Here is a 20,429-nt window from a genome sequence, read left to right as displayed (position 1 = left end):
TCCGGTTACGACCGGGCTGGCACGAAGAGCGGGGCACCGTCGGCTTCAACGGTAATCAGTTTCTGGCCGTAAAGCCTTTCCAGCGCGGACGGCACCAGCATCTCGCTGGCCGGGCCCCAGCAGGCTTCGCCTTCCGGGAACAGTAGAAGGATATGATCACACCAGCGGGCCGCCAGGTTGAGGTCATGCAGGCACATGAAGATGGAGCGGCCCCCGCGGGCCTGCTCCGTCAGGAGTTTCAGAACAGACACCTGATGATGCAGGTCCAGATGATTGGTGGGCTCGTCCAATAGCCAGGTGTCCGGGTTCTGGGTCAGTACCGTGGCAATGGCCACCCGCTGGCGCTCGCCACCGGACAGCGTACTCACCAGCCGGTCCTTCAAATGGCCCACATCCAGCGCATCCAACGCCGACCGGGCTTTACGCTCGTCCTCGCCGGACTCCATCTGCCAGGGCGAAAGCCACGGGTGGCGGCCAATCAGGGCGGTTTCCAGAACCGTGGCCGGAAAGCCGTCCTGCTGGTCCTGAAACACAAGCCCCAGTTGTTGGGAGATCTGCCGGCGCTTCCATGCGGTCATCGGGCGCCCACCCAGATGAACACTGCCGTCACGGGGCGGACGAAGCCCCGCCAGGGTGTGCAGAAGCGTACTTTTGCCGGCGCCATTGGGCCCGAGTATGCCCCAGACCTGCCCCCTTGCCAGGGTAAAATTCAGTGGCTGCCCGCTACGGCGCCCGGGAATATCAATCACCAGCTGTTCAGCCTGCAAGGGATTCATCAGCGGCTCCGGTGCAACAGGTAGAGGAACGTTGGCACGCCCAGCAACGCCGTGATCACCCCAACCGGCAATTGCTCCGGGGCAATCACCACCCGTGCCAGAGTGTCCGCCACCACCAGAAGCGCCCCCCCGGCAAGAGCACAGGCGGGCAGAATCAGGCGCTGATCATTCCCCAGCACCAGTCTCAGCATGTGGGGCACCACCAGCCCCACAAAACCCACGCTTCCTGCCATGGTCACGGCGGTTGCCGTCAGCAGGCTGGCGAGGATGTAAATGGTCCACTCCAGAGGGCGAACCGACACCCCCAGCGCAGCCGCCTGCATGGGGCCGCGAGCCAGCACATTCAGGCTGCGACCAAGCGGGAACACCAGCAGGCAGACCAGTAGCATAAGAATCAGAGCCGGAACGGGATTGGCCGTCGGGGAAATATCCCCCATCAGCCAGTAGAGCATGCCGGGCAGCTGCCTGGCCGGGCTCATCGCCAGAATCAGGGCAATCAACGCGCCCCAGCCCGCCGCTACCACCACACCGGTCAGCAACAGTCGGGAAGGCGTCCAGCTTCCGGTGCCATGGGCAATACCAAATACCAGAAAGGTGGCCAGCAGGGCACCGGCAAACGCCGAACCAGACACCACAGCCCCGGCAACACCCGCCATCATGGCAAGCAGGGCACCCACGGCCGCGCCGCCGGACAGTCCAAGAACGTAGGGATCGGCCAGCGGGTTTCTGAGCAGAACCTGCATCAGCGCTCCGGCAACCGCCAGTAAACCGCCGGTGGCAAACGCCGTCAGCGTTCTTGGAAGGCGCAACTCCAGCAGAACCGTTTGCTGTATGGGCGTACCGGAACCCGTCAGCACGGCAAAGGTATCCGACGGCGAAATCGAGGCACTGCCAACACTGATCGACAGCGCCATACTCAGCAGGCCAATAACCCCAAGAACCACCAGTGCCCGGCTATAGGTCTGCACGGGCCTGCTCCAGAACCTGGCAAAGCTCTTCGGCACCTTCAAGCATACGGAAGGTGGGTCGCTGAATCAGCGAGGGGGACACCAGGAACAGGTTATCCACCGCCACGGCTTTCAATTCAGGATAGCCCCGCCACCGTTCCAGCCAGCGACGGTCATCAGGCCCCTTGCCACCCGTAATAATGACCTCGGGATTGGCCGCCAGCACCGCCTCGGTGCTCAGCCGCGGTACCAGGCGAGGCAAATCGCCGAAGACGTTATCACCGCCACACAGCGATATCGCCCGGCCAATCAGCTCCTGATCGTTAATGGTCATCAAAGGCTCGTGCCATACCTGATAGAACACCCTGACAGGCGCAACGTCCTGGTAACGCTTCTGCAGCCCGGCGATGCCTGAAAGAAAGGCCGAGGCCCGCCTGAAGCCGGCCTCTTGATGGCCTGTGAGAACCGCAAGGCGCTCCACGGCACTGGCAATATCCGCAAAAGTGCGAGGCTGTAGCCAGAAAACCGGGATTCCCAGTTCCTCGATTCTTGCCAGCTGGGCTCTGGAATTGCCGTCAGTCCACGCCACCACCAGATCAGGCCTCAGGGTAATAATGGCCTCCAGATCCAGCCGGTTGCTGTCGCCTACCTGCGGGAGCTCATCCGCTTCCGGCGGATAATCGCTCCAGGCGCTGACCGCTTTTACCTGCCCCCCGGCACCGGCCGAAAACAACAGCTCGGTGGCGCCGGGGGAAAGGGAGATGACCCGTTCGGCAGGTTGGTCCAGGCAAACGGATCTGCTCAGGTCATCTTCAACACAAACTGCCTGTGCGGCCCTGGCAATCAGTGACAGAAGAATGACCATCATGATGCCGATCAGGCTGACAGCAAGTCGCCAACAGGAAGAGGAAAAGTAGCGGATTAGGAACACCCTCTGGTATCACCGTGCAAATTCATATCGTACCGAAAGAAACGCCGTGCGCCCGGCAACAATAAAGTCGTTGTTGTTGAAATCCTTTACAGTAGCGTATTTGTTATCCAGTACGTTATCCACGGTCAGATAGGCATGCCAGTCCTTTGCAAATTCTTTACTGACACGCAGGTCCCAGACCCCGTAACCAGGTATCCGCTGACGGCCAACACCGAATACATCATCGTAGCGGTGGCTTTCAGCACGAACAGTGGTGCCGAAACCCCAGGTGCCCAGCTGTTTGTCCAGGCCCAGTCTCGCAGTGCGTTCTGCACGGCGGGCAAGCTGACGGCTTGTCTCCTTGTTCTCGAAGTTGCCCACCGACACTGCGGCCCTCAGAGACCAGCCATTGTTTTCCCAGCCACTGCTTAGCTCAACGCCACGTAGCCTGGCTTCAGGCACGCTGCCTGCTTGATTCTGAGAAGGCAGCGAAAGATCCTCAACGTCGCTCTGGTAAACGGCCAGGTCCCAGAACCACTGGTCATATCGGCCTTCAATGCCCGCCTCGTAACTAATGGCCTCCTCCGGCTCCAGGGTCGGATCTCCGAAACCCGGAAAATAAAGGTCGTTAAACGAAGGCGCCTTGAAAGAGGTGCCCGTGTTGGCGCGGACCCGATAGTTGGCGCTCAGGGCATACCCAACACCTACGCCCCAGGTTGTCTGATTGCCGTAGGCTTCATTGTCATCGTTGCGAAGGCTCAAATGCAGGTCAGCAGGACCGAAATTGAGCAGTGCCTGGCCAAAATAGGCTTCATTGGAGCGGCTGCTTTCCTCGTAGGCCGTCGTGCTTTCGACCTGGTCCACCGTATATTCTGCGCCCAGCACAAACTCATGGGTACCAGCTGTCAGCCAGTTCTCCAGTCGCGAATTACGAGTCCGAGTATCAAAAACACCGGGAAACGAGCTGAATACTTCCAACTCATCGCGGGCTTCAGACAAATGCAAAGAGGAGCGCCAGTGACTGGTTATCGGCACCTCAATGCCGCCGCCAACCGTCTGGAACCTGAAATCCTGGTCACCACCTTCATACTCTGAATTACCCACGGCGCTGAGGGAACTGAAACCAACCTCAACACCGTTACTGAACTCATGCCTGGCGCTGGCGACCCCGGACATGTTGTCGTATCCCTTGTCTTCTCCACCCTCAATAACCGGGGCGCCGTCGGTCCGGAAATAGTTGGCAGCAATATTGACGCTGGTTTGATCGGTCACCGATGAAAACCCTGCGCCGTATTGTTGGGTGTCCAGATTGCCGCCACCTGCTTCCACCCAACCGCTTTCCCCGCGCTCCCGAGGCGTCGTAAATGCCTGGACAACGCCGCCCACCGCATCAGCGCCGTAGAGGCTACTGCGACCACCACGAACAATCTCTACACGCTTCAGCAGCTGTGGCGGGAGATACTGCCAGGCCGGCCCGCCGACCGTGGCCGAGCGGATACGAACACCATCTACCAGCAGCACTGTGGCGTCAGACGCCTGTCCGCGCATAAAAACGCTTGTCTGTTTGCCGAAGGAACCGTTACCGGACACAGAAACTCCCGGTTGCGACTCAAGCAATTCAGAAAATTCTTTCGGTTGCTGTTCACGGATATCTTCTGCAGAAATAACCGTAACAGAGGAAAGGCTTTCGCCCACAGTTCTGGGCCCCAGAGTCGCCGTCACGACGATCGGATCAAGCTCTGCCGCCTGGTCCGACTCATCGGCAAGGGCTGAGGGAAGACTGAAGACTGAAATCGAGGCGCCAGCCCACAGAAGACAGGCAAGGGGTCTGTAAACATTCATAATTCTTACTCACTGCAGAACCACACGCACCCGCGTGGTCGATTCAAGGCTGCTGCGAGAGGAGAAGACTATGAATTTGCCCTAACAGGGCCAAAAAACGTCTCGGGAAGGCGGGCGGAGGGTGGCAGATGCAAAAATGCAGACGACAGGCCGGTTCACCCACCTCCGCTGCCCTCCGCAGCGTCTGGTGTGTCAACAGGCCGGTCTCCGGGCTTGTGAGCGGGCGAGTGGAACCCTGGGCGATCGCCTTCCCATGCTTCGGCACAGTGGCGCATTCGATCGCTTTTAACTCATTTACCGTTGCGGGGGCAGCGCCGGATTTACACCGGCTTCCCGTTTCACTCCCGAGCAGCTTTGCACGGCAGCACCTGAAAACGAGCGCAAAGGCTACCAACCGCTCTGTGGCTGGTCAATTGATTTTGGCGGCGTCAACCTTGGGGTAAGAGCCCACTGGATGGAACCCCACCCCGCACCACTGCTATATTGGCAGAATCATGCCTAACGCTGAACCGGTGCAAAAAGGAACAATGCCATGCAGGCCGAGCTGATCGACATCCGTAATCACATGATGCAGCACGCACCATTTGATGACCTGCCAGAGGAAATGCTCGATCGGGTGGTCTCCGGTATCGAAGTGTCCTATTTCCGCGCAGGCACCGACATTCTCGAATTCGGTCAGAACAATAACTACCTCTATTACATCCGCAGCGGCGCGGTGGAGATCTTCCGCCGCTCCGGTGAGCTCTATAACCGGGTAACCGAGGGTGAGATCTTCGGGCAGTTCGGGCTGATGATGAATCGCACTGTCCGATTTCCGGCCCGGGCCATTGAAGATACGCTGGTTTACCTTATTCCCTTTGAGCTGTTCCAGTATCTCTGCGAGAACGATGAGTTCACGGATTTTGTCGAGATTGAGGACAGATCCCGGCTAAGGTCGGCCGTTTCCCGGCGTGAAAAATCCAACCAGCTGATGACCGCCCGGGTCACCCGCCTGATCGGCCGGGCAGCGGTCACCGCGCCCAACACGGTTCGGCTTCAGGAAGCGGCCCGGATCATGACTGAGCAGGGTGTGTCGGCCCTGCCACTGATGGACGAAAGCGGCGACAAACCCGTGCTTTGCGGCATCGTGACGGATCGGGATCTGCGCACCCGGGCCTTGAGCAAGGCCCTGCCATCGGAAACACCCATCAGTGAAATCATGAGTACCGGCATCACCACCACCAAATCCACGGCGTTTATTTTCGAAGCCATGCTGACCATGCTGCACAACAACGTGCACCATCTGCCGGTAATGGACGGTGATACCGTGCGCGGTGTGATTGCCCTGTCCGATATCATCAAACACGAATCCCAGAACAGTCTCTATCTGGTCAGCAACATTTACCACCAGAAGGACGTCAAAGGCCTGAAGCGCCTGAGTAAAGACGTGCCGGACACCTTCGTTCGAATGGTAAACGAGGATGCCAACTCCCACATGATTGGCAGCGCTATCGCCGGCATCGGACGCAGTTTCAGCCAGCGCCTGCTGGAGTTGGGCGAGGAGAAGCTGGGGCCGCCGCCGGTGCCCTACTGCTTCATGGCACTGGGTTCAATGGCCCGGGACGAACAGCTGGTAGTGACCGACCAGGACAACGCCATGGTGCTGTCGGATGAGTTTGTCCCGGAAGAGCATGACGAGTACTTCAAGGCCCTGGCGAAGTTTGTCAGTGACGGCCTGGCCGAATGCGGGTACAGCTACTGCACCGGCGACATCATGGCCACCAATAACAAGTGGCGTCAGCCGCTGAAAGTGTGGAAGGACTACTTCGCGGACTGGATCGATAACCCCAAGGCAGAAGCGCTGCTGAACAGCAACATTTTCTTCGATCTGGATGGCATCCACGGGGAAACCGGGTTCACCGATGAGTTGCAGGGATTCGTTGCCAGCCGAGCCAGCAAGAACCCGCGGTTCCTCGCCATGATGGCCCGTAACGCCCTTGGCCGCACCCCACCGCTGGGGTTTTTCCGTCAGTTTGTGATGGAAGAGGACGGCCAGCACAACAAGACGTTCAACCTGAAACGCCGGGGCACGGCGCCCATGTCGGATCTGATACGCATCCACGCCTTGGCCTGCGGCTCCAAAGCCCAGAACACCTTCAACCGGCTCAAGGCGATCGGCGATACCGAGCTGATTCCCGAGGATGGAGTCGGCAACCTGAGGGATGCCTTCGAGTTCATCGCCATTGTGCGTATCCGCCATCAGGCGCTGGCTATCGAGGCAGGCAAGGAGCCCGATAACAATGTGCGCCCGGAAGATCTGTCACCCTTCGAACGCAGCCACCTGAAAGACGCGTTTCAGGTGCTCAGCCAGGCTCAGAAGTTCCTGCGGTTCCGCTACAACGCGGGGGCGGTTCGCAATGTCTGAAGGGATAGACACCACGAATGAAACCGATGGGCAAAAAGCCGCCTCTGACTGGCCGGCACGCTTCGAAACTCTTGCCCAGGAGGCAAAAGACCAGCGCCTGAAGCGGTTCTATGAGGCGGGATGTGTGTCCGCGGACACACCCATGGAAGAGGTGCCGATGGTGGCGGTGGATTTCGAGACCACCGGTCTGGACCCGAACCACAATTCCATCGTCAGTATCGGGGTTGTACCGTTCGACCTGAATCATATCCAGCTGTCAGGCGCCAGGCATTGGCTGGTAAAACCGCCGCTTCCTCTACATCAGACTTCGGTCACCATTCACGGTATCACCCACAGTGACATCGATAAGGCGCCTGACCTGGACGAGGTACTTGAGGAGGTTCTGGACAGCCTGAAAGGCCGGATTCCCGTGGTTCATTACCGGGCCATCGAACGGCCTTTTATGAATGTGGCGGTCCACTGGCGCACCGGCGAAGGTATCGACTTTCCGCTGCTTGATACCATGGCGATCGAGGCCTTTCTGAATCCGAATCGTCAGCCGACGCTGCTGCAGAAACTGAGAGGCAGGAAACCGGTATCCATCCGCCTTTCTGACAGCCGCGTCCGATACCGGTTGCCCCACTACCCGTCCCACAACGCTCTGGTGGACGCCTTGGCGACGGCGGAATTGCTGATGGCCCAAATCCGGCACCACTTTTCGCCAGAGACCCCGATCGGCGATCTCTGGCTCTAATCTCTGACTCTAAGGTGTCCGGGCCTTAGCTGTTCCCTTTCACATCATCGATATACTCGCCGTACCCACGCTCTTCCATCTCCTCCAGGGGAATGAAATCCAGTGCGGCCGAGTTCATGCAATAGCGCAGGCCGGTCGGTGCCGGACCGTCATTGAACACGTGGCCCAGGTGCGAATCCGCATAGCGGCTGCGAATCTCGGTGCGGGACATAAAGAAAGAATTATCTTCCTTTTCCACCACCATATCGGGCTCGATCGGCTTGGTGAAACTCGGCCAGCCGGTGTTGGATTTGTACTTGTCTGCCGATGAGAAGAGCGGCTCGCCAGAAACCACGTCGACATACAGACCCGGTCGTTTGTTGTCGTAGTACTGATTGTCATAGGCAGGCTCTGTGCCGTCTTCCTGGGTGACGTAGTACTCCATGTCCGACAGCATCTTCTTCAGAGCTTTCTTGTCGGGCATGGTGAAGGTCTCAGGGTTGAAGCCCTGACTGTCATTGCTGGAGGACTGAGAACCCATCGAAGACTGGGATTTCATATCAGTCTCGGGGCGGTACTTGGAGTAATCCACTTTCTGATCGTCACCCCAGACCTTTTCAATGAACTGATAGCGACCTGAATTGAAGGTATAAACGTTGTACCGCACCGGATTTTTCTTGTAGTAGTCCTGGTGGTACTTCTCTGCTGGGTAGAATTTTTCAAACGGCACGATCTCAATGGCCACCGGCTTGTCGTAACGGCCTGAGGCCTCCAGCTGAGCTACGGACTCTTCGGCCAGCCGCTTTTCTTCCTGGTTGTGGTAGAAGATCGCTGGACGATACTGTCGCCCACGGTCAACATACTGGCCCTTGGTATCAGTAGGGTTGGCAGTACGCCACAGTGTCTGCAGCAGGCCTTCATAGGTGATCTTGGTGGGGTCGTAATAGACCTGCACCGCTTCGGTGTGCCCGGTCTGGCCACCGGCTACCTGCTGGTAAGTGGGATTGGCTTCTTCACCACCGGCGTAACCCGACACGGCTTCAACCACCCCGGGCGCCTTTTGTTCAAATGCCTCTTCCACACACCAGAAGCAGCCACCGGCAAAGGTAGCCACTTCCAGGCTCGGATCTTTCGGAGCATATTCGGTGTCCGCCTCATCAGCGGCACCCACCTGCAATCCGGTCAGCCCAATGATGGCTGCCAGGGTGCCCAATAACAGATAGCGTTTCATAACCAGACCTCTTGCGTTGTATACCTGTGAACAGCCTGAGCTTTACTGACTAAACAGCCTGAGCTGTACTGATTGTTTAGTCTGCATCAAACGTGTCACAACAGCTTCTTGCATTAATTACGTTTCTATAACGCCGGAGGGATCATTCCGGATGCATCCGTAGTGCCCGATACCGGTAGCCGGATACAGAAGCAGGCGCCGCCTTCGTCGGCGTTCTCGGCACGGATGTTTCCGCCCTGAAGGCTCATTATTCGCCGCGCTATGGCCAGCCCCAGCCCTGCGTGGCCCGCTTCACCCGTGCCCTGGCCCCGGTAGAAGGGCTCAAATATATGAGGCAGATCCTGCGCCGGAATGCCAGGGCCGCTGTCGCGGACACAGACCTCCGGCAGGCCATCGGCATCAGCGAAGCCGATGGTGATCCGCCCACCCTCCGGGGTATAGGTAATGGCATTACCGATCAGGTTGTCCAGCACCCGCTCGGTCATGGCCAGATCCGCAAAGGCCAGCGGAATCTGCGGATTGCCAGTGACCTGCAAAGCCACAGATTTTTTGCCAGCCTCAGGGCTGTGCTTGTGAACCACATCGTGCACCAGCTCGGCCAGCGGAAAAGGCTCCGGCATCGGCTGTTTCTCTCTTGCTTCGAGGGCAGCCAGTTCAAAAAGTTCATCCACCAGTCGGCTCAGTCGCTGACCCTCCTGCAGGGCTATCTGCAGAAAACGCGCCTGCTCTTCATCACTCAGACGGTCACGGCGCAGCTTCAGCGTCTCGATGTACCCCTGCATGGAAGCCAGGGGCGTGCGTAGATCGTGGGACACCTGAGCCACAAGCTGACGACGCTGGGCGTCCTTGTCTTTGAGCTGGTCAATCTGGCTGGCGATACGCCGGGCCATTTCGTCAAAGGTCGCCCCCAGATAGTCGATCTCGTCCTTCACCACCGGTCGCTGGCTGAGCCAGGTCTTCTCCGGGCGCTGGCTCATGTCACCGGCCTCGAAGTCTTCTACCAGCCCGGTCAGCAGGGTCAGCCGCCGGGTCAGCAGCCTGAATACCACCAGCCCCGCAATCATCACCACCACCAGGCTGATCAGCAGAGCCCAGGCGCTGAGCCCGATCAGTTGGCCGCCCCGGGCCATGGTTTCCGCGGCATCGTATTCTTCACCCCGCAGTACCACATACAGATAGCCCTCGGGCTTGTCGGCCGAAGGTACCGGGGTCACCGAAAATACCTTTTGACGCTGGTGACTGCGGGGGTCGTCCCCCAGCACCGGATATTCCCCCATGTCCGCAAGCAGCCTGCGGACAGGCGCCAGCGAAACCCTGTTGCGTTTGATCTTTCCCGGCTCCGCCGAGTACGAAAGGATAGTGCCGTCGAGATCCAGCAAGTAGATCTCGATACTGGGGTTGATCGTCATATAGAGCGAGAAAAGCTCTTTCAGCGCGCTTCGGTCCAGTTCGCCGCCGCTCACCAGGTTGCGATCCGCCACCAGGTTGCTGGCCAGATCGCGATGAATCTCCTGGTTTACCGAGGCGTTGTATTCTTTCAGGGAATAGATGGTAATAAAGGCGTAGAGCAGACCAACCAGCAACAGTAGCAGAAACAGCCCCAGCGCAAGGCGGGTGTAGAGGGTTTTCAGCATGGACTACTCCCGGAAGCGATAGCCCACACCCCAGACCGTTTCGATGAATTCCGGCTGGGCGGGGTCGGTTTCGATTTTGCCACGCAACCGGTTGATGTGGGTGTTTACCGTGTGCTCGTAGCCCTCGTGGTTGTAACCCCACACCTTGTCCAGCAACTGCACCCGGCTGAACACGCGCCCCGGCTGACTGGCGAAATGCCAAAGCAGGTCGAATTCCCGGGCGGTCAGTTCCACTTCCTCATCCCGGACAAACACCCGTCGCCGGGCGGGATCCATTTTCAGACCGGGCACCACCAGCTCGGTTTCCTCATCCTGGTTTTCTTTTGCCCCGGCCATGGCGTCAACCCTGCGGAACAGTGCTTTTACGCGGGCAGACAACTCCGCAACACTGAAGGGCTTGGTGAGATAATCGTCCGCTCCCATTTCCAGCCCCAGCACCCGGTCCAGCTCCGTGCTCTTGGCCGTCAGCATCAGCACGGGTACATAGCCGGCACCGCCACGAATCTCACGACACACCGAAAGCCCGTCCAGTCCCGGCAGCATCAGATCCAGAATCACCAGATCAATGCCGCCTTCACGGAAACGGGCCAGCCCGGTGTCGCCCCGGTCACACAGAACAGGCGTCATGCCCAGATCGGCAACCTGCATTCGCACCAGGTCGCCGATGCTGGAATTATCTTCTATGATCAGAATCGTTCTTGTCATTTGGCCATGCTGTCTTCTTTCATCATACCGTCTTCCTTCATGCTGCCCTGCATGCCGTCCTTTTTCATGCCTTCCTTTTTCATAGTTCCGTGCATGTCGTCATTCATCATGCCTTTGTCCTTCATACCGTCGCCCATGGCGCCGGACATGTCATCTTTTTTCATCTTGTGAGCAGACATGGACGATTCTGCATCGTGCTTCATCATGCCGTCGTCCTTGGCCATTTCGTCGGCGTGGGTGACACCCGACATCAGACCAAGCATCAGGACTGCCGCTACCATCTTTAGATTCATCATTCTATTCTCCATCAATCTGTCTGAAACCCTGAGGGCCTGGCATGCCAATCTGGCAGGCCTGGAATCGATGATGAACACTGACACTCACAGCGGTGTCACGGCAGCCTAAAGAGTCTATACCGCAAACATCACAATTCCATCACGGCTCTCAAATGGCAGAAGCCTTGCACTGCCGTTAAACTGGCAAACACACCCGAACAACACCACCGGCACCTGCTGGCAGGAGAAAACGATGACCACTTCACCCTGGAATGATCTGCTGGGTTTTGAAAGCCAGTTGGCCGACGACGAGCGCCAAGTCCGCGACAGCATTAAGGCGTTTTGCGACAAGAGGCTTATGCCCGGCATTCTTCAAGCCAACCGCGAGGGGTCTTTCGACCGGCAGATATTCAACGACATGGGCAGTCTGGGTATGCTTGGCGCCACACTGCCGGAAACCTACGGTGGACCCGGCCTCAGCCACGTCTGCTATGGCCTGATCGCCCGCGAGGTGGAGCGGGTGGATTCCGCCTATCGCTCTGCGCTCAGTGTGCAGTCGTCCCTCGTTATCCATCCCATCCACGCCTTTGCCGGGGAGGCGCTGAAACAGCGGCTTCTGCCTAGACTGGCTTCCGGCGAACTGGTGGGCAGTTTTGGTCTGACCGAGCCTGACCACGGGTCTGATCCGGGCAGCATGGTCACCCACGCCAAAGCAGTGGACGGCGGCTATCTCGTCAGCGGGGCAAAAACCTGGATTACCAACGCCCCGATTGCCGATGTTTTCGTGGTCTGGGCAAAACTGGACGGAACCGTCACCGGGTTTGTTCTGGAGCGGGGCATGGACGGGCTGGAAACGCCCAGGATTGACGGCAAATTCTCTCTGCGCGCCTCCGAAACCGGCTCCATCTTCATGGACGGGGTGTTTGTGCCAGCAGAAAACCGGCTGGACGTCGAAGGCCTGAAAGGGCCATTCAGCTGCCTGAACAAGGCCCGCTACGGCATCTGCTGGGGCTCGCTGGGGGCGGCGGAATTCTGCTGGCACGCTGCCCGGCAGTACACCCTGGACAGAAAGCAGTTCGGCAAGCCCCTGGCAGCCAACCAGCTGGTCCAGAAAAAGCTGGTGGACATGCAGACGGAGATCACCCTGGCCCTGCAAAGCACCCTTCAACTGGGCCGGATGATGGATGCTGGCACCGCGTCGCCGGAAGCGGTTTCCCTGCTGAAACGCAACAACTGCGGCAAGGCTCTGGACATTGCCCGCACCGCCCGGGACCTGCACGGCGGCAACGGTATTTCCGACGAATATCATGTGATTCGCCATGTCATGAATCTGGAATCAGTGAACACCTACGAGGGCACCCACGACATTCATGCTTTGATTCTTGGCCGAGGACAGACTGGCCTTCAGGCCTTCACCTAGACCCGGCGAAGCATCCAGCCAGCTTTTTGCCAGCAGACAAACAGCGAACTATCTTTAAAGGACTTTCATCCATATCAACGGATGAAACCGGAGGTCCCAATCACAAGGAGACGTTGTCATGAAGCGACTGTATGCCATTCTGCTTACCTTTTTCTGCCTGCTTGCATTCACCGCGGTTCCGGCGCACGCAGAAGCATTGACCGACCAGAAGGTCCGATCCTTTATCAACAGCCTTGAAGCACTTCAGGGCATGGAAGACAAATACGACACCCTGCCCGACGACCTGGCTACCGAAGAAAGTGATCTCGGTATGGACGATATGTCGAGCATATTTTCGTCATCGGTGGAGCGGATGGAAGGCCATGCGATGTATGACGACCTTGCCCGTGTGGTTAAGCAGCATGGCTTTTCCAGTCCTGAACAATGGGGACAGACCGGAGACCGGATCCTGCGTGCCTGGAGCGCCATTGAGATGGGCAAGAACGCCGGCCAGATGAACCGGGAAATGGAAAGGGCCATGGCGGAAATCGAGAACAACCCCAACATGAGCGAAGCGCAGAAACAGCAGATGCGTGAAATGATGGGAGGCGCCAGATCAGCAATGGACAGTGCGGCCAATGCGCCTGAGGCGGACAAGCAGGCCGTGCGGCCACATCTGGAAGCACTCCGTTCTGCAACGGCTGACAAAGAGGACAGGTGACCCAAATAAACTGAAGAAATTTCATCAAGATTCATCCCACCCGGCCGCTAAAGATGTATACGCGACGTCTTAAATACGTCGGTGCACATAAATCTTTAAATCGGTAGGGATCGGGAACAGAAAATGGCCATTGCAGACACCTTCAACAATATCTCAATTGGCAAAAAACTCGGGGCCGCCTTCACCTTCGTGGTGCTTCTGGCGGTCGTGATTGCAGCTTTGGGAATAAACACTCTCAGTCTTTACTACGACCGCTCCCTGATTGTTGCCGCCGCCAGCAGTGCGGAAGGCAGCCTGCTGAATGCCAGACTGGAAGAAAAGAACTTCCAGCTCCGTCAAGAGGCCACTTACGCCGATCAGGCAAGGTCTCTGGCCTCTGACGCGGCAGAAAAAGCCAAAGAGCTCAAGGAAATGCTGGTGGTGCCAGAGGACGACGAAAGGGCCCAGGGCATTATTGATGGTGTGAAGGATTACAACAGGCTGATTGGCAAGCTCCAGGCGCAGATCGATGAAAGCCCGGAGGTGGTCGAAGCCATCGAGGAAAACCTGCAGCAAACAGCGCGCGATATAGTCGGCCTGGCCGAAGGGCTTCAGGAGCTTCAGGTCAACCGGATGGAAGAACAGTACAACAATGCGGTGAATCTGCTGATTATCATTTCCGTGGTGATGGCCGTACTCGCGGCGATTATTGGCCTGGCCATCACTCGCGGTATCACCGGGCCGGTGCGCGACACCGTGGAAATTGCCAACAAAGTGGCCTCCGGTGACCTGACCGTCCGGGTAAAAAGTGACCGGGGTGATGAGTTTGGCCAGTTGCAGGCGGCCTTCGCCACCATGGTGACGAACCTCGGCGAACTGGTGCGCGAAATCAACACCGGCGCGACCAGCATTGCGTCATCCTCCGAAGAGCTGTCCACCGTTACCAATCAGACCAGCAAGAGCGTCGCGGAACAACAAAGCCAGACCGACCAGGTGGCCACCGCCATGAACGAAATGGTGGCTACGGTCAACGACGTCGCCAAGAGCGCCGAGGCCGCGTTCCAGGCGGCCAACCACGCCAGTGAAAAATCCGGCGGCGGCGAGAAAGCCGTGAGGGAAACCCTGTCCTTTGTCGCGGATCTGAACAAACAGAGCGCAGAGGTGATGAAACAGCTCAACGGCCTGCAGGCGGAGACCAACAACATTGGCACCGTACTGGACGTCATCAAGTCCGTAGCCGAGCAGACCAACCTGCTGGCCCTGAACGCCGCCATCGAAGCGGCCCGGGCCGGTGAGCAGGGGCGCGGGTTTGCGGTGGTGGCCGACGAGGTACGTTCACTGGCCCAGCGCACCCAGAGCTCGGCAACCGAGATTGAATCGTTGATTGGCAACCTGGTCACCAGTGCGGAAACCTCGGTGGCCAGCATGGAAACCGGCAACCGGCTGGCAGAACAGACCCTTGAGCGGGCGGAATCTGCCGGTACGGCGATTCAGGAAATGGCGGAAGCCGTTGAGGAAATTCGCCAGTACAACAGCCAGATTGCCACCGCCGCCGAGCAACAGACTTCCGTGGCGGAAGACATCAACCAGAACATCACCCAGATCCGTGACGGGGGCGATCAGTCCGCTGCCTCTGCCGAGCAGGTCTCGGCCGCCAGCGAGGAACTGGCAAGACTCGCCGAGGGTCTCAGCACGCAGATTGCACGCTTCCAGATCTGATCAACCAAATCCCCGCAACCTGGTGGCCTTGAAACCTGTTCAGGCCATCAGGTTGTAGGCAAACACAACGGCCACCGCCACCGGCGTGGCATACCGGATCAGGTTATACCAGAGTGTGAAGGTTGGGCCTTTCAGGGCCAGATCTTTCACCAGCGATTCCTTTGCCACGAACCAGCCCACAAACACCGCGGTCAGCAGGCCTGAAAGCGGCAGCATCACGTTTGCGGTGAAAAAGTCGAGCAGTCCAAAAATGGTCTGGCCCTCGAAGCGTTCGAACATCCCCAGAGGCGCAAAGCCCGACCAGAGGTTCATGGAAAGGATAGACACAATACCCAGCGCCCAGCAGCCTAGCCCCACCACCACGGTGCTGCCGACGCGGCCGAATATCAGCTTGTCTTCCAGCCATTCCACCACCGGCTCCAGCAGGGAAATCGCGGAGGTCCAGGCGGCGAACACCAGCAGCACGAAAAACAGGGTTCCAAACAGAATGCCCATGGGCATCTGCCCGAAGGCCAGCGGCAGGGTCTCAAAGATCAGGCCGGGGCCGGCACTGGGTTCCAGCCCATTGGCAAACACCACCGGGAAAATCGCCAACCCGGCCATCAATGCCACCACCGTATCCATAATCGAAACGGTCACGGCGGTACGTCCGATGGAAATGTCATCGCCCAGGTAGGAGCCATAGGCCATCATCACGGCCATGCCCAGGCTCAGCGTGAAGAACGCGTGGCCCAGGGCAATCAGCACACCATCCATTGTCAACACGCTGAAATCCGGCGTGAACAGGAATGAGACGGCTTCGCCGAAGTGACCGGTCGTGGCCGCATAGGCCGCCGCAATCAGAAGCAGACCAAACAGCGCTGGCATCAGAATAGTGACCGCACGCTCCAGCCCCGATTTAAGGCCCCGGGCCACCACGAATATCACCAGCACCATGAACACACTGTGCCAGATCAGCAGGGTTACCGGGCTGGCCAGCAGAGCGCTGAACAGCTCGCCAATCGCCTCCGCAGTCTGGCCGCTAAAATCCCCCATGGCCGCGTGGCCAACGTAGGAAGCCGCCCAGCCGCCGATCATCGAATAAAACGACAGAATGATAAACGCCGCCAGCACGCCGACAATCGCGGATACGCGCCAGGCCGGGGATACAAGGTTTCTGGCAGCTACCAGACGGAAACTGGTGATGGGGTTGTGGCGACCGTTACGACCGATGAACACTTCCGCCATCATGATGGGGATGCCAATAATCGCTATACACAACAGGTACACCAGCACGAAGGCACCGCCGCCGTTTTCGCCGGTAACGTAGGGAAATTTCCAGATATTGCCCAGGCCGACGGACGACCCGGTCGCCGCCAGAATGAAGGCCAGCCGGGACGACCAGAGCCCACGATGGGCCGGAGTGGAGTATGTTTTGGTCGGTTTGGTCATAGTCGGGTCCTGTGCCTTGAATCGCGGGGCGCGATTCTGCCAGCAGGCAACCCCAATGCCAAGCCGCTAGGCAGCGATGCGCGCCCTCGGGTGAAACCGGGCATTCAGCCACAACGAGAAACCGATCACTGCACCGCCGAGAGCCAGACGGAGCAGATCGGCATCGCGGTTCCAGATTAACAGATTGACCAATAGTCCGGCAGGCACCAGGGCGTTGTTCATGATCGCCAGGGTGCCCGCATCCACATGGCAGGCACCGCGGTTCCACAGGAACAGCCCCACACCGGAAGCCGCCAGGCCCAGCCAGAACAGAACGCCCCACTGCAGGGCGGTCGAAGGCAGCCGTTCAGCGTCACCGAAAATCAGGAAGGAAGGCAGGGCAATGATCAGCGCGCCGAAAAAGAAATAGCCGAACGTTCGATAGGCCGGCAGATCCAGCGGAAAGTGCTGCATGGTGTGTTTATAGCCCACCTGTCCTGCGGCAAAGGTGAAATTGGCCACCTGCAGCAGCAGAAACCCGGTAATGAAGTCCCCACTGAGGCCATCGTAACGGATGATACCCGCCCCCAGAGTTGCCACCGCGGCGGCCATCAGTGCCACCGGGGAAAACCGGCGGTAAAAGGCATCGTCAATCAGCGTGACATACAGGGGCGTAAAGATCGTGAACAGCAGCACTTCGGGAACGCTAAGGTAGGCAAACGAGCGGTAAAGGCATAAATAGGTGATACCGAACTGGAGCATGCCCGTGACCAGCACCCCCAGTTTCAGCCCACCCGGAACCCCCCGCCAGCGTGTAAGTGGCAGGAACACCAGGGCGGCCAGCACGACCCGTGTCAGGACGGCAAAATCACTGTCCACCTGGCCGGCCAGAAACTCGCCGATCAGGCTGAATGAAAACGCCCAGAGTACCGTTACAAAGACCAGAAGACCCACGTTTGACCACCTCCGCATTGTCAGGCCGCGCACTTTACCGCTTCCCGGATTCCCCTGTATACCGTGCCACGGAAACACCCTATGCCCCCGGCGGCCGGGAATAGGGTACCATCCCGCTTCCTGAACGCTGCCTTTTCACTTTTCTGGTCTGAACCGCAACCCTATGGATGAAGCTCACCAGCCGTTACCCGAAGTCCGCCAGCCGCTGATCCAGCGCACGCTGACCGAGTGGCGAACGCTGGCCATTCTGGGCGGCCCGATTTTGATTGCCCAGGTAGCCCAGATGGCCAATGGCGTGATCGATACCGTTATGGCAGGCCACGCCAGCGCCGAGGACCTGGCTGCGGTGGGCATCGGTAGCAGCCTGTGGATGCCCGTTTTCCTGTTTTTCATGGGCCTGCTGGGTGCGCTGCAGCCGATCATTTCCGGTTTCAACGGCGCCCGATCTTTTGAAAAGGTCATGCCAGCAACCTGGCAGGGCCTTTACATTGCGGCCGGCGGCTCGGTGATCATGATCGCCCTGCTGACCAACGTTTACCCGGTACTCAATCTGCTCCGGCTGGAAGCCGACACCGCCCGCATTGCCCAGGGCTATCTGGATGCATTCGCCTGGGGCATTCCCTTCATGCTGGTGATGATGTCACTGCGGGGGCTGACAGACGGGCTCGGCCACACCCGGGTCATCATGGCGTTTTCGGTGTTGGGTACGCTGATCAATCTGCCACTGAACTACATCTTCATCTACGGCAAGTTCGGCCTGCCAGCCATGGGCGGCGTGGGCTGTGGCTGGGCCACCTCGATCTCCAACGCGGTGGCGGTCACCGCCCTGGTCATCTATCTCAATCGCAGCTCGGTGTACCGCCGTTTCCATCTTTGGGCGGACTGGGCAAAGCCGGACTGGCCGGGCATTCTGGAAATCCTGCGGCTGGGCGTGCCCATCGGTTTCACCATCTTTGTGGAAGCCAGCCTGTTTTCGGTGATTGCCCTGTTTCTGGCACCGCTGGGGCCGGTCGTCGTCGCGGGCCACCAGATTGCGCTGAACGTGGTCTCACTGCTGTTCATGCTGCCGCTAAGCATCGGTATGGCACTAACGCTAAGGGTCAGCTTCCTGCTGGGCGCGCGAAGCCCCGATACGGCAAGGCTGATCGCCCTCAGTTCTCTCATTCTGGCCGTGGCTGTGGCGCTGTTCTTTGCAGTTGCGCTGTTCGTATTTTCTGGGGAAATTGCCGCGCTCTACACCAATGCCCCGGATGTTCAGGCGGTGGCGGTTCAGTTGCTGGTGTTTGCGGCCATTTTCCAGATTGCCGACGTGATACAGGTTACCTGCATCAGCGCCCTGCGAGGCTACCGGGACACACGCATTCCCATGTTCATCATGCTTTTTTCGTTCTGGGGCGTGGGGCTGACGCTGGGCTGGGTTCTGACTTTCAGGGATTGGCTGGTACCGGCCATGGGCGCGCCAGGCTTCTGGGTAGGGCTGACCTGCGGACTGGCCACGGCCAGTGTGCTACTGGGTACGCGCCTGTTCCTGTTCAGGCCGGCAGGACAGGCGCAGCCGGCGTAGCGAGTTCGTCCGCGTAAACCACCTGGTCGCGTCCGGACTCTTTGGCGGTATAAAGGGCGGCGTCTGCACGGGAGAACCAGTCCTCGGGACTTTCGTCGGCCCGAAGCACGGCAACGCCGAAGGAGGCGGTGACCGATCCCCCGGGGTGTTTCAGGAACCGGCGTATAATTTCCTGAAGATTGTGCATTACCGCCCGCAGACCCACTTCATCAACGCCAGGCATCAACAGCACGAATTCCTCTCCGCCGAAACGGAATACCTGGTCAGAGCGCCGGATATTCTGCTGTACCAGCGACACGAGCTCTTTCAGCACTTCGTCGCCCACACTATGACCGTACACATCGTTCACTTTCTTGAAATGGTCGATATCCAGTAATACCAGCCCCTGGGAAATGCCGTTGCGGGCATATACCGACACGGCAACGGCCAGTTCTTGATCCATTGAGCGGCGGTTCTTAACCCCCGTCAGCGGGTCTACGGTTGCCAGGTGCTCCAGCCGCTCACGCTGGTTTTCGTTGCGATGGGCAAAGGCATAGGCGCAGCAACTGACCACAACCGCGGTGGTGGCAAAGGTCCACATCTGCACCGACGAGCTGAACGCCACACCGTGGACCATCAGCCCCATCACCCCGGCAATGTTGATGGCGATGGCGTAACGGGACTCGGTCAGAAAGAAGCTGGTCACCAGCACCGGATAGATCCAGAAAAGCCCGGGCTCGCCCACGATCGCACCCACGGCAACAGCACCACCTGCACATATGACCGCCATGAATAAGCCGCTGCGGCCCGTGTCGCCGGTCACCCAGGCGTAAACCATGCCTCCAAAGATGGACAACAGGATCGCCAGGTCTACTGCGCCCGCAAGCACATTGCCCTGCAGGAAGCGCATGACCGCAAACGGAGTGATGCCAATCAGGCCGCTGACGCCAAGCAGGGTGATGATCGATAACCGTAGGTCGGTTTTTAATCGATAAAGCATAGTGTTGTCCGGATCAATGTTCGAGGCGACTGCATGTTGGAGCCTCAGTCGTCAGACCATTCCTTGTTCTGGTGTCTGCGCCGCATGCACCCTAGTATATCGAAAGTCCAGTGCGGTTCGGTGCGCTACCACCAGATTTTACAAATCACCTGCAATCAGATCATGGCAAGGACAAAACCGCGGTATTTGTAATAGATGTTTGAGCATCGATTGACTGGAATTCTATGGAGTTAATAACAGCTTAGCGGTTAGACTCGGCTATTATTAA

At 58.5% G+C, this 20,429-nt stretch carries 17 protein-coding genes and 1 riboswitch; of the genes, 6 read left to right on the top strand and 11 right to left on the bottom strand.

The window, feature by feature from the left end; all coding sequences use genetic code 11:
- Positions 1-5: 5 nt before the first annotated feature.
- The 4 genes from FPL19_RS08540 to FPL19_RS08525 form a co-directional block, all read right to left on the bottom strand.
- Positions 6-776, bottom strand: a complete 771-nt coding sequence (locus FPL19_RS08540) for an ABC transporter ATP-binding protein (RefSeq protein ID WP_150912014.1) — start codon at positions 774-776, stop codon at positions 6-8.
- A complete protein-coding gene (locus FPL19_RS08535) occupies positions 776-1,690 on the bottom strand; it encodes a FecCD family ABC transporter permease (protein WP_150912458.1) in 915 nt (304 codons plus the stop codon). The genes FPL19_RS08540 and FPL19_RS08535 overlap by 1 nt, the downstream gene beginning before the upstream one ends.
- A gap of 40 nt (positions 1,691-1,730) precedes the next feature.
- A complete protein-coding gene (locus FPL19_RS08530) occupies positions 1,731-2,591 on the bottom strand; it encodes a cobalamin-binding protein (RefSeq protein WP_150912013.1) in 861 nt (286 codons plus the stop codon).
- A 72-nt stretch (positions 2,592-2,663) separates the two neighbouring features.
- Positions 2,664-4,475, bottom strand: a complete 1,812-nt coding sequence (locus FPL19_RS08525) for a TonB-dependent receptor domain-containing protein (protein WP_150912012.1) — start codon at positions 4,473-4,475, stop codon at positions 2,664-2,666.
- 181 nt (positions 4,476-4,656) lie between these two features.
- A riboswitch (cobalamin riboswitch) is annotated at positions 4,657-4,862 on the bottom strand.
- A 145-nt stretch (positions 4,863-5,007) separates the two neighbouring features.
- Here FPL19_RS08525 and FPL19_RS08520 point away from each other — a divergent pair.
- Both FPL19_RS08520 and FPL19_RS08515 read left to right on the top strand, forming a co-directional pair.
- Positions 5,008-6,879, top strand: coding sequence for a putative nucleotidyltransferase substrate binding domain-containing protein (locus tag FPL19_RS08520; RefSeq protein WP_150912011.1), 1,872 nt, complete (start codon positions 5,008-5,010; stop codon positions 6,877-6,879).
- Positions 6,872-7,612 carry a 3'-5' exonuclease gene (locus FPL19_RS08515; RefSeq protein ID WP_150912010.1) on the top strand — a complete coding sequence of 247 codons (741 nt, stop codon included), beginning with the start codon at positions 6,872-6,874 and terminating at the stop codon, positions 7,610-7,612. Before FPL19_RS08520 ends, FPL19_RS08515 begins: the two co-directional genes overlap by 8 nt.
- A gap of 25 nt (positions 7,613-7,637) precedes the next feature.
- Here the strand turns inward: FPL19_RS08515 and msrB are convergent, their stop codons facing one another.
- The 4 genes from msrB to FPL19_RS08495 all read right to left on the bottom strand — a co-directional run bounded on the left by msrB (position 7,638) and on the right by FPL19_RS08495 (position 11,457).
- Entirely contained in the window at positions 7,638-8,822 is a 1,185-nt protein-coding gene (msrB, locus tag FPL19_RS08510) for a peptide-methionine (R)-S-oxide reductase MsrB (RefSeq protein ID WP_150912009.1), read from the bottom strand.
- A 125-nt stretch (positions 8,823-8,947) separates the two neighbouring features.
- A complete protein-coding gene (locus FPL19_RS08505; RefSeq protein WP_150912008.1) occupies positions 8,948-10,456 on the bottom strand; it encodes a sensor histidine kinase in 1,509 nt (502 codons plus the stop codon).
- A gap of 3 nt (positions 10,457-10,459) precedes the next feature.
- Positions 10,460-11,161, bottom strand: a complete 702-nt coding sequence (locus tag FPL19_RS08500) for a response regulator transcription factor (RefSeq protein WP_150912007.1) — start codon at positions 11,159-11,161, stop codon at positions 10,460-10,462.
- Positions 11,158-11,457 (bottom strand): pentapeptide MXKDX repeat protein, encoded by a 300-nt coding sequence (locus FPL19_RS08495; RefSeq protein ID WP_150912006.1) that lies wholly within the window; start codon positions 11,455-11,457, stop codon positions 11,158-11,160. The genes FPL19_RS08500 and FPL19_RS08495 overlap by 4 nt, the downstream gene beginning before the upstream one ends.
- A gap of 232 nt (positions 11,458-11,689) precedes the next feature.
- Between FPL19_RS08495 and FPL19_RS08490 the strand changes: the two genes are divergently transcribed.
- From FPL19_RS08490 to FPL19_RS08480, 3 genes are all read left to right on the top strand, one after another.
- On the top strand, positions 11,690-12,856 hold the full coding sequence (locus FPL19_RS08490) for an acyl-CoA dehydrogenase (RefSeq protein ID WP_150912005.1): 1,167 nt from the start codon (positions 11,690-11,692) through the stop codon (positions 12,854-12,856).
- Between the two features lie 118 nt (positions 12,857-12,974).
- Complete coding sequence (locus FPL19_RS08485) at positions 12,975-13,556, top strand: hypothetical protein (protein ID WP_150912004.1); 582 nt, start codon at positions 12,975-12,977, stop codon at positions 13,554-13,556.
- A gap of 123 nt (positions 13,557-13,679) precedes the next feature.
- Positions 13,680-15,254, top strand: a complete 1,575-nt coding sequence (locus FPL19_RS08480; protein ID WP_150912003.1) for a methyl-accepting chemotaxis protein — start codon at positions 13,680-13,682, stop codon at positions 15,252-15,254.
- A gap of 39 nt (positions 15,255-15,293) precedes the next feature.
- Here the strand turns inward: FPL19_RS08480 and FPL19_RS08475 are convergent, their stop codons facing one another.
- Positions 15,294-16,685, bottom strand: coding sequence for a sodium-dependent transporter (locus tag FPL19_RS08475; RefSeq protein ID WP_150912002.1), 1,392 nt, complete (start codon positions 16,683-16,685; stop codon positions 15,294-15,296).
- Positions 16,686-16,751: 66 nt separating this feature from the next.
- A complete protein-coding gene (locus FPL19_RS08470) occupies positions 16,752-17,618 on the bottom strand; it encodes a DMT family transporter (protein WP_150912001.1) in 867 nt (288 codons plus the stop codon).
- A gap of 163 nt (positions 17,619-17,781) precedes the next feature.
- Here FPL19_RS08470 and FPL19_RS08465 point away from each other — a divergent pair, with 163 nt between their 5' ends.
- Complete coding sequence (locus FPL19_RS08465) at positions 17,782-19,182, top strand: MATE family efflux transporter (protein ID WP_150912000.1); 1,401 nt, start codon at positions 17,782-17,784, stop codon at positions 19,180-19,182.
- On the opposite strand, the gene FPL19_RS08460 is transcribed toward FPL19_RS08465, so the two are convergent.
- Positions 19,151-20,161 carry a GGDEF domain-containing protein gene (locus FPL19_RS08460; protein WP_150911999.1) on the bottom strand — a complete coding sequence of 337 codons (1,011 nt, stop codon included), beginning with the start codon at positions 20,159-20,161 and terminating at the stop codon, positions 19,151-19,153. The two genes, FPL19_RS08465 and FPL19_RS08460, sit on opposite strands and share 32 nt — an antisense overlap.
- Between the last annotated feature and the right edge of the window lie 268 nt (positions 20,162-20,429).

It is taken from the genome of Marinobacter halotolerans (genome assembly GCF_008795985.1).
Taxonomy (GTDB): domain Bacteria; phylum Pseudomonadota; class Gammaproteobacteria; order Pseudomonadales; family Oleiphilaceae; genus Marinobacter; species Marinobacter halotolerans.
The sequence above is the reverse complement of the archived record's forward strand: the minus strand, read 5'-3'. Positions and strand labels throughout refer to the sequence as shown.

What these genes read in the sequence shown, in the direction of transcription:
- FPL19_RS08540 (WP_150912014.1), bottom strand. Translation starts at nt 776, where the DNA reads ATGAATCCCTTGCAGGCTGAACAGCTGGTGATTGATATTCCCGGGCGC.
- FPL19_RS08535 (WP_150912458.1), bottom strand. Translation starts at nt 1,690, where the DNA reads ATGGCGCTGTCGATCAGTGTTGGCAGTGCCTCGATTTCGCCGTCGGAT.
- FPL19_RS08530 (WP_150912013.1), bottom strand. Translation starts at nt 2,591, where the DNA reads ATGATGGTCATTCTTCTGTCACTGATTGCCAGGGCCGCACAGGCAGTT.
- FPL19_RS08525 (WP_150912012.1), bottom strand. Translation starts at nt 4,475, where the DNA reads ATGAATGTTTACAGACCCCTTGCCTGTCTTCTGTGGGCTGGCGCCTCG.
- FPL19_RS08520 (WP_150912011.1), top strand. Translation starts at nt 5,008, where the DNA reads ATGCAGGCCGAGCTGATCGACATCCGTAATCACATGATGCAGCACGCA.
- FPL19_RS08515 (WP_150912010.1), top strand. Translation starts at nt 6,872, where the DNA reads ATGTCTGAAGGGATAGACACCACGAATGAAACCGATGGGCAAAAAGCC.
- msrB (WP_150912009.1), bottom strand. Translation starts at nt 8,822, where the DNA reads ATGAAACGCTATCTGTTATTGGGCACCCTGGCAGCCATCATTGGGCTG.
- FPL19_RS08505 (WP_150912008.1), bottom strand. Translation starts at nt 10,456, where the DNA reads ATGCTGAAAACCCTCTACACCCGCCTTGCGCTGGGGCTGTTTCTGCTA.
- FPL19_RS08500 (WP_150912007.1), bottom strand. Translation starts at nt 11,161, where the DNA reads ATGACAAGAACGATTCTGATCATAGAAGATAATTCCAGCATCGGCGAC.
- FPL19_RS08495 (WP_150912006.1), bottom strand. Translation starts at nt 11,457, where the DNA reads ATGATGAATCTAAAGATGGTAGCGGCAGTCCTGATGCTTGGTCTGATG.
- FPL19_RS08490 (WP_150912005.1), top strand. Translation starts at nt 11,690, where the DNA reads ATGACCACTTCACCCTGGAATGATCTGCTGGGTTTTGAAAGCCAGTTG.
- FPL19_RS08485 (WP_150912004.1), top strand. Translation starts at nt 12,975, where the DNA reads ATGAAGCGACTGTATGCCATTCTGCTTACCTTTTTCTGCCTGCTTGCA.
- FPL19_RS08480 (WP_150912003.1), top strand. Translation starts at nt 13,680, where the DNA reads ATGGCCATTGCAGACACCTTCAACAATATCTCAATTGGCAAAAAACTC.
- FPL19_RS08475 (WP_150912002.1), bottom strand. Translation starts at nt 16,685, where the DNA reads ATGACCAAACCGACCAAAACATACTCCACTCCGGCCCATCGTGGGCTC.
- FPL19_RS08465 (WP_150912000.1), top strand. Translation starts at nt 17,782, where the DNA reads ATGGATGAAGCTCACCAGCCGTTACCCGAAGTCCGCCAGCCGCTGATC.
- FPL19_RS08460 (WP_150911999.1), bottom strand. Translation starts at nt 20,161, where the DNA reads ATGCTTTATCGATTAAAAACCGACCTACGGTTATCGATCATCACCCTG.